Source organism: uncultured Winogradskyella sp. (genome assembly GCF_947498005.1).
GTDB lineage: Bacteria > Bacteroidota > Bacteroidia > Flavobacteriales > Flavobacteriaceae > Winogradskyella.
In genome coordinates this window covers 183,602-197,253 of the sequence record NZ_CANMIW010000002.1, presented here as the reverse complement: position 1 = coordinate 197,253, position 13,652 = coordinate 183,602, and the positions used below count along the sequence as shown (strand labels likewise).

The window sequence follows — 13,652 nt, the reverse complement described above, 5'->3', positions numbered from 1 at the left end:
ATTTTTATGCATTTTTACGTATAATTATAGCAACATAGCGTTGCTCAATTATTGCACAAATCTAAAATTGAATGAGACAGCTTAAAATTACCAAGCAGGTTACCAATAGAGAAACTGCATCGTTAGACAAATATTTACAAGAAATTGGTAAGGTAGATCTTATAACAGCGGACGAAGAGGTAGAATTAGCTCAGCGTATTAAAGCTGGTGACCAATTGGCATTAGAGAAGTTGACGAAAGCTAACTTACGTTTTGTAGTTTCTGTCGCTAAACAATATCAAAATCAAGGCTTAACTCTACCTGATTTAATTAATGAAGGTAACTTAGGGCTAATTAAAGCCGCGCAACGTTTTGATGAAACACGTGGTTTTAAATTTATATCTTATGCCGTTTGGTGGATTAGACAATCAATTTTACAAGCTTTAGCAGAACAATCTCGAATAGTTAGATTACCTTTAAACAAAATTGGGTCTATTAACAAAATTAATAAGACATTTGCCTTTTTAGAACAAAGTCATGAAAGACCTCCTTCTCCTGAAGAAATTGCGAAGGAATTAGACATGACTATTAATGATGTAAAAGAATCTTTGAAAAACTCTGGTCGTCACGTAAGTATGGACGCACCTTTGGTAGAAGGAGAAGACTCAAACTTATACGATGTATTACGTAGTGGTGAATCTCCAAATCCAGATAGAGAATTATTACATGAATCGTTAAGAACGGAAATAGAACGTGCATTAGAAACCTTAACACCTCGAGAAGCAGATGTTATTCGTTTGTATTTTGGATTGGTCAATGAACACCCAATGACACTTGAAGAAATTGGAGAAACATTTGATTTAACAAGAGAGCGCGTAAGACAAATAAAAGAAAAAGCTGTTAGACGTTTAAAACATACGTCTAGAAGTAAAATATTAAAGACATATTTAGGTTAGGTTTAGTAAATTTAACGACCAACCTAAAGAAGGTAACAACAGTTACAAACATAACTGTTCGTTTTTTGATTGATGAAAGAACCCACGGCTGATTACCGTGGGTTCACTTTTTTATAAACTTTCTAAAAGTAATTGATTTTTTATATTAGTATTATTGAATTTAATTGTAAAAAATCATTACTGACTTTAATTATTATAAGCTATTTTCAAGTTAAAATCTTATCAAATTAATTACCTTTGCAGCAACTAAAAATATTTCACAATGGCTTCTAAATTAATAGCACCATCAATGTTAGCTGCAGATTTTGGCAACCTTCAAAGAGATACTGAAATGGTTAATAACAGTGATGCTGATTGGTTTCACATAGATGTGATGGATGGTCACTTTGTTCCTAACATCTCTTACGGAATGCCTGTTATCGCTGCCATTAAAAAGTATGCTACAAAGCCACTAGATGTACATTTAATGATTGAAAAACCTGAGCGTTATATTGAAGAATTTGCTAAGGTTGGTGCAGATATTATTACAGTCCATTATGAATCCACAGTGCACTTACACAGAACACTTAGGCAAATTAGAGATGCTGGTTGTAAAGCTGGTATTGTACTTAATATCACAACACCTCTTAATGTTTTAGAAGATATATTACCAGAATGTTATATGATACTATTAATGTCTATTAATCCTGGTTTTGGAGGTCAAAAATTTGAAGACATTACTTATAAGCGTGTTAAAAATTTGCGTAAAATGATTGATGAACAAGGTCTAGGTACTAGAATTGAAATCGATGGTGGTGTTACAGATAAAAATATTAAAAAATTAGTTGAGGCTGGCGCAGATACCTTTGTTGCTGGTAGTCATGTTTTCAAAAGCGAAAACCCAACAGCTACTATTAAAAATTTAAAAGCAATCGCTAATTCTTAAAAATGCTTTGCCATATTTTTTACAGTTGATTTATTAAATATTTAATTAAATCAGTAGTTGTAATAATGCCAACTAAAATTCCGTTATCAACCACTGGTAAAGCGTGAAACTCCTTTGCTGCTAATATCTTAGAAACTTCTTTAATTGTAGCATCAGAGGAAACAGTTATTACATTTTTTGCCATAACTTGATCTATTGTAAACATATTATAAACCAATGTATCTACTTCCGTCTCACTTTCGTCCACAGCATCTGCAAAACTAATTCTTAATAAATCAGTATAACTTAGCATCCCAATAATAACTTCACCTTTAACCACAGGGATATGTCTTATTTTATGCCGTTTAAAAAGAATTTCTGCTGTTTCTAAATCATCATCTCTATTTAGAGCAATGATATTTTTAGACATTATTGAGGAAATCTGAGTTGTGTTTGACATGATTTCTAGATTTTTAAATTCACTATTAAAAGTAAAATATAAGAACCTGAAATAACATGACTTTTATCACATTTATAAATTAAGTAATGTTATTTACTCCTTACTTCCATAACCATAATTATAACCGTAATTATAACCGTAGCCGTAAGACTTATTTGTATCAACACTATTGAGTACATAAGCCATATTTTTTAATTTACCAGACTCAAATAAATCTTTAGAGTAGTTCAGAAGATTTTTCTCAGTATAATTAGCTCGTACCAAATAGATTGTTGCATCTGCCAATTGAGAAATAAGCATTGTATCGGTAACCAAAATCGTTGGTGCTGTATCTACTACAATATAATCATACTCCAATCTTGCTTCATCTAATAATTTTTTAAAGCGACCATTAGTAAGTAAATGAGCTGGATTTGGAGGAATACTTCCCGACAAAATGATATCGTGATTAGGATGCTTATCAAATCCCTTTATTAAGGCATCTCGCCAATCGTAATCCGTGTCATGCAAATAGTTAGACAAGCCTGGTTTGTGCTTCTCTTCCAGAATATGCGTGTGAATTTGAGGGTTTCTCAAATCAGCTCCTATTAATAGTACTCTTCGATTTATACTTGATAGAGATAGTGATAAATTAATACTAACATAAGTTTTACCCTCTCCTTTAATTGTAGATGTACTAAAAATAATTCTTCCATTATCTTTAACTTTTGGAGGCAATATATAATCTACATTAGAACTTAAAATTCTAAATGCCTCTGCTTGAACTGAATTATCTTCTGGGTTACTAAAAATTAATTGCTGATCTTTTACTCGCGGTAATTCTCCAACAATAGGAATTTTTGAGTTTCTTTCTACAACATCCTCTCTTCCATTTACCTTTGTATCTAATAAATGTCTAATATAAATGATAGCTGCAGGAAGCAATAAACCAGCCAATAACGCTAGCAAATACACACTTCTTGGTATTGGAGAAATTGCTGCTCCACCAGAGATAGCGTATTCAACAACCTTAATGGATGGTTCTGTAATGGCAAGATTGATAGCTGCCTCCTCTCTTTTCTGAAGTAAAAAGAGATATAAGCTTTGTTTAATTTCACGCTGTCTAGTAATATCTACAATTGCCTTTTCTTTAGCCGGTAAACTATAAACTTGAGACGAATATTTTCTGTTTTTTCTTAATAATTGAGATTTTGAAACCTCTAATTGCTTAGCATAAGAATCTATAGAAGCATATATGTTAGACTTAACGTCTTTTAATTTCGATTCTAATACAACTACATTAGGGTTGTTACTCCCTCCACTTATTTTAAGATTGTCTCGTTCGAGAACAAGTGCGTTATAATTACTTACTAAACCATTAACACTGGCATTATCGAGTCCAATATTAGCTGGTAATAAGTCGGTATTAGAGTTTTGATTTTCAACAGACTCTCGTAGCATTTGCGTAACCGTCATTTGGTTTTGTAATGCAAACAACTCTTCTTCTGACAATGTTCTTTGAGAGATTCCTAATTGTGCATCTGACTCAATAGTAATTAAATTATTATCTTGCTTATAGTCTTGAATCCCCAATTCTATTGAATCTAATTCTCTTGCAAGTAACTTAAATCTTTTATCAATAAAATCAATAGTACGTCTTGAAATGTCTTGACGATCACTAATACCATCCTCATTGAAAACATCTATTAATGTATTTAATACACGTTCATTTTTAGATTTGCTTTGACTTGTAAAACTTAACTGTAGTAAATCACTATTTTTACCAAGTACGCCAACTCCTACTCCTCCTTTTAGGCCTTTAGTGACTGACGCAATTGAAGAAAACTTAACAACATAAGACTTTCCTATGAGTTGATCTACTTTAATCGCTTCATTTAAACTTAATTCAAAAGGTAAGTTGTGATTTGTTTTAGTTGACTCGAAATCAGGAAATAATAAAACTTGACCAGTACTAGAAGGTATTACCTCAAACCCTTTAGGCTTTACTTCAATTACATAAGATGAACTTACATAAATACTATCATTACTGATGGTCTTAATAATATTAAACGGTAATTGACTAACCTCTGTTGTCAATACATTACCCTCTTCATAAAAACGCATAGTTAGATCTAAACGATCTACAACATTTTCTATTATACGGTACGATTTTAGTATTTCAATTTCATTCTCAAGGTTAATATTAGAACGATTAAAAACAAATGCAGAAGAAGGTAATTCTAAACCTTTGGTTTTGTTTAAAATTTTAATTTTAGCATTTGCTGTATACACTTTCGGAGTATATCTTAAATACATGTATCCAGCAACTAAAGCCAAGATAACGCTAAGTACAAACCATGGCCAATACTGCAAGTACTTTTGTACTTCCCTCTTAATATACTCACCTCTATCAGAATCTGACTTATAACTGCTTTCTGGAACCTGACTCATCTTATTTTGTAATTAAAACTACCGTTGTTAGTAAAATAGAAACCACAGAAATAACAGTACCTACATTACCTATGAACCCTGCGCTTTTTACTTTTGGGTTATTAGGATCAACAATTATAGTGTCATTTGGTTTAATAAAACTAAAAGGTCCATTTAACCAATCTGCAGAAGTCAAATCTATATGAGCAATCTGTTGTACACCATTTTCTAACCTAATTATTTTTACGTCCTCACGTTTACCATTGATAGTTAAATCTCCAGCATAACCTAGTGCCTGTAATAAAGTAATATTTTGCTCTGTAAAACTGTAGGTTCCTGGTTGACCAACCTGACCTAAAATGGTAACTTTTGCATTAATTAAACGCACATCTACCGAAGGATTAATAAGATGACCTCCATCTTCTAATTTATGTTTTAAAAATTCTGAGAACTGTTGAGTAGTCATTTCGGCAACTGACAACACGCCAAGTACTGGAAATTTAATCGTTAAGTTTTCTGAAACCAAATAGCCGTCTAATTGCATTAACTCAACACTAGCTCCGCCAGTTCCAGTTGTTATCTTATTATATGGAATTGCAGTTTCAGGAATCAGCGCACTAACGTTTATTCTCAATACATCGTTTGGCTGTATTGTTGATTTAACATAGCTAATTTCCTTATTAGAATATTGATCAGCGTCTTGTAAATAAAGAATCTCTTTTTTACTCGTACAAGAAAAAAGGAGCATAACGCTTAGCAAACAATAAAAGTACTTTGACATTATTTTATATTTATAAAATGACAAATATAACTCAATTATAGTTTTAAAAAACTAATAGTTAATTTTGCCAGAAATTAAAACTATTTACCCTTAATCCAATCAAAAACAAAGTATAAGGAATATAGTAACGTTCCCGATGCGAGTAATATAATTAATTGCCAATTGATATCAATATTTTTACAGAAATAAGCAATAAGAATCAAAGCCACATTAATACAAACAATGGTTAAGGTAGTTTGAACATGAGAAAATCCAAATCTCAAAAAGCGATGATGTAAGTGATTATTATCCGCAGAAAATGGACTTTTTTTATGAACAACAATTCTGATAAAAAATATTCTTAGCGTATCTAATAAAGGGAAGAACAATATTGCCAATGTCAATATTGGTGATGACGATCGAAATAGACTTGTAGTAGAACTTTCTGAGGCATCAATAAATCGAACTGCGAAAACCGCAATTATAAATCCTAGAATCATTGAACCTGAATCTCCCATAAACATTTTTCTGCGTTTTGAAAAATTAAAATACAAAAAGGAAACAAGGGCACCAACTGCTGAAGCTGCTAATACAACCATGCTTATATCATTATATAAGTAAAATAAAACACCAAAGGCAGTACAAGCCATTAAAGCCAATGAACCCGCTAAACCATCAACTCCATCTATCAAGTTAAAGGCATTGATTACTAAAAGATAAACGAATAACGTGAAACCTACTGATACCCAATAGGGCATTATAGTTATCCCTAAAATCCCAGAAAACCCATAAATACGTGTATCTGTAAAAATAATTAGAAGTAGAGCCGCTAACAATTGACCCATAAATTTTTTACGAGGTGATAATATTAATATATCATCTTTTAATCCTAAAAAAAACAAAAGGGTTATACTACCTAAAATTAAAAATAAACTTTTAGTATCTAAAGTGGCACCTGTAATTGTTATTGAAACTACTATACTTAAGTACAAACCAATACCACCTAAATTAGGTACAGTGCCTTTATGACTACTGCGATCACCAGACTTGTCCATTAAATTTTTCTTTAATGCTACTAAAATAATTGCAGGGTAACTTCCAAATGCAAATACAAATGAAATAGCGGACGCGATAAGAACCAACCAACCAACGTAATCAACTGGATTAAAATTTTCTAGTAATTCTTTTATCATGGCTTATGATGCTACTTTAAAAAGTTATGCGATGCAAAGATGCATAATTTTTATGAAAAGCGTCTAAAATAGAACTAGTTAAATATGATTAATAACTACGATATAAACTGTTTAAGTTTGGAAGCATTTTTTATGAAAATTGTCATCCAATTGCCTGTTCTGTTAGTTTTAACAGCTCTATAATCTTCTTTTGTTTTCTGTATAATGTTTTTTAAACTTCTATTACTAGCGCCTCCTACTCTCATTTTCACTATAGTTTCGGGAAGGTAAGAAAATCTGAGTTGTGGTTGTTTAAATATACGCAAAATAAAGTCATAATCTGCAGCTATTTTATAGCTCAGGTCAAAACCGCCATTATCACTGTAAAGTTTCCTCTTTAAAAATAACGTAGGATGTGCTGGCATCCATCCTTTATTTAATAATTTGGGTTCAAAATTTTCACTTACCCAATTTCTTATTATTTTGTCCGTGTTTTCAATGGCTACATAATGAAGATTACCGTAAACACCGTCAACATTTTTAATCTTAAAAACGTTAACGATTTTTTCTAAAATGGTATTTTCAGCTAAAAAATCATCAGAATGAACAAAACCAACGATATCACCAGTTGATTTGTTTATACCTTTATTTAAAGCATCATAAATTCCCTTATCAGGTTCAGAACTATATAAAATACGCGCATCTCCATTGGCTTTTTCTTTTATAACATCTAGCGTTTTGTCACTAGAACCGCCATCTACAATTATATATTCAATATTATCATAAGATTGATTTAGTACAGATTCCATACAAGATTGAATCGTAGAAGCACTATTATATGTTGCCGTGATTATAGAAATTTTCATTTACTGCTGTTCTATTTTCCGAGTTTTCACTTTTTTAGCAGGATTGCCACTATAAATACCAAATGCCTCTAAATCTTGTGTCGCAACAGAGCCTAGACTTAGTACGGCATGACTTTCTAAAGTTACACCAGGTGACACTATAGATTTTGCTCCGACCCAACATCCTTCTTTCAGTACTATGGGTGCAACGAATAAATCAAAATTTGGTGTTTTGTAATTGTGATTACCACAAATTAACAGTGCGCCTTGTGAAATACAAACATTACTTTCAATTGTCACTTGATCAAGATTATCAATCCAAACACTTTCTCCAATCCAACAATGGTCTCCTACTAGTAATTTCCAAGGGTACTTTATTGTAATTTTAGGTTTTATTATTACACCTTTACCTATTTTAGCTCCAAAACATTTTAACCAGAATATTTTTAATCCTGAAGAAATATTCCATCCACCTTCAAAAAACAACCAACTAATAACATACCATAACAATCGTTTTACCGATGATCCTGGTTGATACCAACTATTATCATATTTAGAAAGATCAGTTTTCAAAGTATATGTTTCCTTTAAGCTTTATTGGCTTTAATTAGTCCATCAAAGTAATTTATAGTTTTACCTAAGCCTTCTTTAAGGTGAACTTTAGGTTCCCAACCATTCAATTCCTTTTTCGCTAAATCGATAACAGGTTGACGTTGCATTGGGTCATCTTGAGGCAATGGCAAATGAATAATTTTAGATTTTGAATTCGTAAGACCAATAACCAATTCTGCTAATTCTAACATGGTAAACTCTACTGGGTTACCAATATTAACAGGCCCTACAAAACCATCTCTACTTCCCATCATACGAATAGTACCTTCTACGAGGTCATCGACATATTGAAAACTTCTAGTTTGTGTTCCTTCTCCAAAGACCGTTATATCATCTCCTTTTAAAGCTTGCATGATAAAATTTGAAACCACTCGACCATCTTGAGGATGCATTCTTGGTCCGTAAGTATTAAAAATTCTAATGATTTTTATGTCTACCTCATTTTGTGTATGGTAATCCATAAAAAGTGTTTCTGCACATCTTTTGCCTTCATCATAACAGGATCTCAATCCAATAGGATTAACATTTCCCCAATAAGTTTCGGGTTGTGGATGAACTGCTGGATCTCCATAAACTTCACTAGTGGATGCTTGCAGTATTTTTGCACCAACACGTTTAGCCAAACCTAACATATTAATCGCTCCCATCACAGAGGTTTTAATTGTCTTGATTGGGTTATATTGATAATGAACAGGTGAAGCAGGACAAGCCATATTATAAATCTCATCTACTTCAATCATAAATGGATTAATGATATCATGTCTTACCAATTCAAAGTAATGATGATCCATTAAGTGTTCTATATTTCGTTTTGAACCCGTGAAATAATTATCTAAACAGATAACTTCATTTCCTTCATTAAGTAATCTTTCACAGAGATGTGAGCCAACAAAACCAGCACCACCAGTAACTAAAATTCGTTTCATTATATAATCTTTAAGCGCTCAAAAATAAGCTTTTATTTTGTTCTAACACCTCAGGATTCTCAATAAATCCCTTGGCAAAATTGTACGATGATTTAGACCATTGCATATATTCACCTTCTTCCATTCCACAAAAATGCTCAATGGCGTCTACAAAACCATCTTCATTTGTATTTGCCACATCATAACCTAATTTATCTGCTTGCAAATTGCGCCAAGGTGTTTGATCAGAAATTATCACAGGACAACCGTTTTGCCAAGATTCCATTATAACATGACCAAAATTCTCATGAAAGGTTGGTAATAACAGTAAATGTTGTGCCTTTAAAGTCTTAGGTAGTTCAATATTGGGTATTGCTCCTAAATATGTTACTGATATATTTTGTGGAAGTAATTCAATTTTTGATTCACATTTCTGCCAATAGCTTTCATCGTCTATTGGGCCAATTATACTAAAATTCACTGTAGACTTTGAATCTATTTTTGAAAGCACCTCTAAAGCGCCAATCAAATTCTTTTTTACAGAAATACGCGATAGAAAAAAAATGTTGATTTCATTTTCTTTTTTTGTTTTATTCAAAAAACCCGTTTTTGAAATCGCCGATAGGTTTGGCGCTAATAAAATTTTACGATCTGCCCCAAAATGTAATTTAATTTCATCAATTTCACTTTGAGCAGTAGCATGCCAAATCACTTTTTTATGTAAGGTTAAAAATTTAAACATTGCTAAAAACACTTTTTTCTTTAAGGGTTTTATAGCTAATGCACCTGCTCCTAACATACCTCTAGTTGCTAAAACTCGCCTTATAGGCCTATTTCTTAAAAGCCAAAATGGTAGCAACGTATATTTAATTGAAAATAGAGAATTAAAATATACAACATCAAATGCCTCTGCGTCAAAAAGAGCATTGTAAAATTGCTTATTTTGATGTTCACGATCAATATACATTACCCTATAACCCTCTTTTTCTACCCAAACATTTAACTCCTTTTGATTTAAATTTAAAACCTCACCTAAGTCTGAATTTGAAGTGATTACACTTATTTCAAACTCGTCCTTTAAACGACTTACCAAATTAGAGATGGATTGAATAGGACCACCAGCTTTATATGCAGGGAAATACCAATCTATAAATATCCATAATTTTAATTTCATGCTTTTCTATTTAATAATTTGGTTTACTTATTTGCCATTACCTCATGATAAATAGCCATATAATCTTTTGAAATTTCTTCAGACTTAAATCGTTTTACATTTTGTAATCCTTTTAGGATCAAACTTTCTCTGAGCTCCGAATTTTCAATAACCTCAACAATTCCAGATCGTATATTTTCAATACTATATGGATTAACCAAATAAGCTGTATTAGCGGATATCTCTTTCATTGCCCCAAGATTAGAAGTTATTACAGGTCTACCCATGGCTTGTGCTTCAATTATTGGCATTCCAAACCCTTCATAGGTTGATGCAAAACACAATATATCACAAGCTTTATATGCTTCAATAACTTCATCTATATTTAAATCAAAGACTGAGTTAATTTTTACATCTAAAGCAATTGCCAAATTTTCTTGCTCTTTTGTCATCTTGCCAATTAGTACAATTTCGCAAGCTATTGTAGATAGAGCCTGAAAAACGTTCTCTAAGTTCTTGTTAGGTTTAGTACCTAGAAGTAAAATTCTGGGCTTCTTATTATTAAAAATATAATTAGTACAACTAAACAATTCATTTACAGGGTTGTGCACCACTTTTATTTTTTTCTTAGCAAAAGGAATTACTTTTTCTAGTTCTAATTTTGTAAAATTTGAGATTACAGTAATACGATTAACAAACAATGCTGGTAACCAAAACCAAAACGTTTTTAAATATAATTGCTTAAAAAATGAGCCTTTTAAAATGGATTGCACATCATGTATAGTTAATACTGTCTTTTTGCCTGTAGCCAATGCCATATAATGTACATCTCCAGTAATATGATAGATACTCGTTTTGTCTTTTTTAAACGAAGTAACATTAGACCAAAGTGTTTTTAAACCGCCTCCTGATTCGTTAAGATTTAATAATGACGTTTTAGTTTTTTCACTAACTAGCTTTAGAATATTAGTAAAAACCCCTTCAATACTTTTATATTTTGGATCTGGTTTTCGAAATATGTATGTTATTGTACTTTTCATTTATTAAAGCTCCATCTTAATTGTTTTTTAACGAACCAAAAAAACAACATAACAACAATCATTGATTTAATTAAGTGATTTAATACTACAACTAATTCTGTTTCTGCCTTTATAACTTGTAAAAAAATTAGTGGAATAAAGGCTATGTATAAAACATTATTTTTTATTAGTCTTATCAAAAACAACCAAACCCTTCCTAAAAAAAAGCCCCAAATTCCCATGAATATCATCCCTCCAGATGTTGCAAAATTCCCATATGCTTCGCCAATGATACTAATACCCATTGATACGCCTTCGCTAATCGAAAGTCCTGTAAATAAAGCAAAATTCTCTTGCCCACCAGCTTTCGCCTTATTTGGGTTTAAAAATCTCGGCAAAACAGAGGCAAATACAGCATCTTTTATAGTTGAACCATTTAAGTAGTCTTGATTTTTAGGCATATTATCTATAATAGCACTTATAATCCATCCTTGATTTAATCTTACGTTAACACCAATTTCGTCATCAGATTCAGGACCGTTGGTTTCTTCGGTTATTAAGGAAGTCATCATTAAATTAACAAATAATTCTAATTTATTTCCCGAATAGTTATTCCAAACTTGCATTCTAAAAGCAGCCTTAACCGTTTGTAATGTGAGTGCAAAGAAAATACCTATCACAAAAGTCAACACTATCGTACGAATTGCAGGCTTATATTTTAGTGCATAGAACATATAGAAAAACATTGACCACAGAATAAAATCATGAAATAGTGCTTTAGAAATTGCTACTAATAACAAATATATAATTGCCAAATAAAATACTCTTTTTAGCTTTTTGTTTTCAGAATAAAATAAAATTATGGCGCCTACGAATTTAAAATTCAACAGTATAAACACTAAAAAACCAAGAGACCTTGGTAGCGCACTCCCTAATAATTCAAAAGCCACTCCAATCAGAAATATTACTAATCCATAACTAGAATAATTCTTTAACACCTCTAAATTCAGGTTAAAAGCCCCTTTTTTTCTAATGGTAAGAAATACTGACAAACAAAAAATTAAATACGCTGGCACAACGAAAGACATATACGATACTTCTGTTACATACATGTAATATTTCCAATGTGTTGAAGGAGATGCATATTCAACTATAGGACCAACAATCCATTGCAAACCAGCGATAAGCAACATTAACTCAAGTATTGGTAATCCTTTCCCTAACCGCTTAACAAATTTAAAAGCAACAAATATTACGGTTATGATACCTATGTAAGACCATGTCTCCATTATTTTCTAACCTATATTCAATATTTAAATTTCATTTTCTATAGCTTTTACTATATTACCCATTGTAAAATTGTTCACATGAGTTTTGGCATTCTTACCCATTTCTTTAAGTGTAGCAATAGATAAATTTTCTATAATATTTACCAATTCCGTTTGATCATCATGTTTAAAACAATAGCCATTAATCCCTTCTATCAACATATCTGAAGCTCCACCTACCATATCTGCGACAATAACCGCTCTAGTCGATGCCATGGCTTCATTAACAGCAAGTCCCCAAGTTTCTCCTGGCCCTTTAGAAGGTAAACAAAATACATTACCTAATCGGTATAAAATTGGCATTTTGCTCTGATTTTGAAATGGCATCATTTTTACATTAGTATCATTCTTAGCTGATATCATTAACCCTTCTTCTAAAGGTCCATGACCCACCAATAATAATTTTATTGGGCGTTCTAATTTTTTATTTGCTGTCTGTATGGCTTTTAATAAAAAATCGGGTTGTTTTTTATCTTCAAATTTACCAGCAAATAAGACCACTAAGTCATCGGCATTAAACCCTAACTCTTTACGCCAAAGAAGAGCTAAAGATTCATAGTTTTTAGTTTCAGAATCAAAAAACCTATCATTATCGATAGCGTGAGGTGCTAAAATTAATTGTTCATCCTTTAGACCTACTGATTTAAAATAAGCTTTGTTTTGAGTACCAACATACAATGCCTTGTCAATGTATCTATAAATGTAGGTTAAATAATATTTTCTCAATAATTGTTTAATACCTGGAACATCATCTAATAAAGTAGAATCTCCTCTAAACCACACAGGAATTTTTCCTTTAAAAAATTTCATAGCCTTTAAATGACTTTTTAAATACCAACCAAATATTAATACAGTATCTGGTTGCCAAAGTCTAATTCGCTCATTAAGTGCAGGGCAATCAATTCCATTTTTGTGATGTGTGCCTGGATCTGTTGAAATATTCTCTACAAACTCAAAATTATAGCCTTGTAATAATGGTATATCCCATTTTATAGTTTTGCCAAAGGTTTTATCCTTTACCTCTTCAGATGCCTGAGACCACGTATAAAATACTTTAATATCAACATTACCTCGTTCTGCAATCAATTTAAACCAAGGCGCATAATATTGAATAGGATGCGTAGTAACTATAGCTAACTTTTTCAAATCA

The 13,652-nt window shown here is 31.7% G+C and carries 13 protein-coding genes; 2 read left to right on the top strand and 11 right to left on the bottom strand.

The features are described from left to right. Positions 1–71: 71 nt before the first annotated feature. Both Q0891_RS04235 and rpe read left to right on the top strand, forming a co-directional pair. Entirely contained in the window at positions 72–935 is an 864-nt protein-coding gene (locus Q0891_RS04235; protein ID WP_299099060.1) for a sigma-70 family RNA polymerase sigma factor, read from the top strand. A 262-nt stretch (positions 936–1,197) separates the two neighbouring features. Next, the gene (gene rpe / locus Q0891_RS04230; protein WP_299099058.1) at positions 1,198–1,860 is read left to right on the top strand and encodes a ribulose-phosphate 3-epimerase; all 663 of its coding nucleotides are present in this window, start codon (positions 1,198–1,200) and stop codon (positions 1,858–1,860) included. 19 nt (positions 1,861–1,879) lie between these two features. Here rpe and Q0891_RS04225 read toward each other — a convergent pair whose 3' ends face one another. The 11 genes from Q0891_RS04225 to Q0891_RS04175 all read right to left on the bottom strand — a co-directional run bounded on the left by Q0891_RS04225 (position 1,880) and on the right by Q0891_RS04175 (position 13,648). After that, positions 1,880–2,299: a CBS domain-containing protein gene (locus Q0891_RS04225; protein ID WP_299099056.1), complete on the bottom strand. Its 420-nt coding sequence runs from the start codon at positions 2,297–2,299 to the stop codon at positions 1,880–1,882. Between the two features lie 93 nt (positions 2,300–2,392). Then, positions 2,393–4,729, bottom strand: coding sequence for a tyrosine-protein kinase domain-containing protein (locus tag Q0891_RS04220; protein ID WP_299099054.1), 2,337 nt, complete (start codon positions 4,727–4,729; stop codon positions 2,393–2,395). Position 4,730: 1 nt separating this feature from the next. Then, positions 4,731–5,489 (bottom strand): polysaccharide biosynthesis/export family protein, encoded by a 759-nt coding sequence (locus tag Q0891_RS04215; RefSeq protein WP_299099052.1) that lies wholly within the window; start codon positions 5,487–5,489, stop codon positions 4,731–4,733. 80 nt (positions 5,490–5,569) lie between these two features. Then, positions 5,570–6,661, bottom strand: a complete 1,092-nt coding sequence (locus tag Q0891_RS04210) for a glycosyltransferase family 4 protein (RefSeq protein WP_299099050.1) — start codon at positions 6,659–6,661, stop codon at positions 5,570–5,572. A 95-nt stretch (positions 6,662–6,756) separates the two neighbouring features. After that, entirely contained in the window at positions 6,757–7,506 is a 750-nt protein-coding gene (locus Q0891_RS04205; RefSeq protein WP_299099049.1) for a glycosyltransferase family 2 protein, read from the bottom strand. Continuing rightward, positions 7,507–8,058 (bottom strand): WcaF family extracellular polysaccharide biosynthesis acetyltransferase, encoded by a 552-nt coding sequence (locus Q0891_RS04200; protein ID WP_299099047.1) that lies wholly within the window; start codon positions 8,056–8,058, stop codon positions 7,507–7,509. It lies immediately after the preceding gene. A 14-nt stretch (positions 8,059–8,072) separates the two neighbouring features. Continuing rightward, positions 8,073–9,023 carry a UDP-glucuronic acid decarboxylase family protein gene (locus Q0891_RS04195; protein WP_299099042.1) on the bottom strand — a complete coding sequence of 317 codons (951 nt, stop codon included), beginning with the start codon at positions 9,021–9,023 and terminating at the stop codon, positions 8,073–8,075. 10 nt (positions 9,024–9,033) lie between these two features. After that, positions 9,034–10,176 carry a glycosyltransferase gene (locus tag Q0891_RS04190; RefSeq protein ID WP_299099040.1) on the bottom strand — a complete coding sequence of 381 codons (1,143 nt, stop codon included), beginning with the start codon at positions 10,174–10,176 and terminating at the stop codon, positions 9,034–9,036. A 23-nt stretch (positions 10,177–10,199) separates the two neighbouring features. After that, positions 10,200–11,195: a glycosyltransferase family 1 protein gene (locus tag Q0891_RS04185; RefSeq protein ID WP_299099038.1), complete on the bottom strand. Its 996-nt coding sequence runs from the start codon at positions 11,193–11,195 to the stop codon at positions 10,200–10,202. After that, positions 11,192–12,463 (bottom strand): hypothetical protein, encoded by a 1,272-nt coding sequence (locus Q0891_RS04180; protein ID WP_299099036.1) that lies wholly within the window; start codon positions 12,461–12,463, stop codon positions 11,192–11,194. The genes Q0891_RS04185 and Q0891_RS04180 overlap by 4 nt, the downstream gene beginning before the upstream one ends. 24 nt (positions 12,464–12,487) lie before the next feature. After that, positions 12,488–13,648 carry a glycosyltransferase family 4 protein gene (locus tag Q0891_RS04175; protein ID WP_299099034.1) on the bottom strand — a complete coding sequence of 387 codons (1,161 nt, stop codon included), beginning with the start codon at positions 13,646–13,648 and terminating at the stop codon, positions 12,488–12,490. Positions 13,649–13,652 lie beyond the last annotated feature (4 nt).

Coding starts and splice junctions, on each gene's coding strand:
- Q0891_RS04235 (WP_299099060.1), top strand. CDS start 72: ATGAGACAGCTTAAAATTACCAAGCAGGTTACCAATAGAGAAACTGCA.
- rpe (WP_299099058.1), top strand. CDS start 1,198: ATGGCTTCTAAATTAATAGCACCATCAATGTTAGCTGCAGATTTTGGC.
- Q0891_RS04225 (WP_299099056.1), bottom strand. CDS start 2,299: ATGTCAAACACAACTCAGATTTCCTCAATAATGTCTAAAAATATCATT.
- Q0891_RS04220 (WP_299099054.1), bottom strand. CDS start 4,729: ATGAGTCAGGTTCCAGAAAGCAGTTATAAGTCAGATTCTGATAGAGGT.
- Q0891_RS04215 (WP_299099052.1), bottom strand. CDS start 5,489: ATGTCAAAGTACTTTTATTGTTTGCTAAGCGTTATGCTCCTTTTTTCT.
- Q0891_RS04210 (WP_299099050.1), bottom strand. CDS start 6,661: ATGATAAAAGAATTACTAGAAAATTTTAATCCAGTTGATTACGTTGGT.
- Q0891_RS04205 (WP_299099049.1), bottom strand. CDS start 7,506: ATGAAAATTTCTATAATCACGGCAACATATAATAGTGCTTCTACGATT.
- Q0891_RS04195 (WP_299099042.1), bottom strand. CDS start 9,023: ATGAAACGAATTTTAGTTACTGGTGGTGCTGGTTTTGTTGGCTCACAT.
- Q0891_RS04190 (WP_299099040.1), bottom strand. CDS start 10,176: ATGAAATTAAAATTATGGATATTTATAGATTGGTATTTCCCTGCATAT.
- Q0891_RS04185 (WP_299099038.1), bottom strand. CDS start 11,195: ATGAAAAGTACAATAACATACATATTTCGAAAACCAGATCCAAAATAT.
- Q0891_RS04180 (WP_299099036.1), bottom strand. CDS start 12,463: ATGGAGACATGGTCTTACATAGGTATCATAACCGTAATATTTGTTGCT.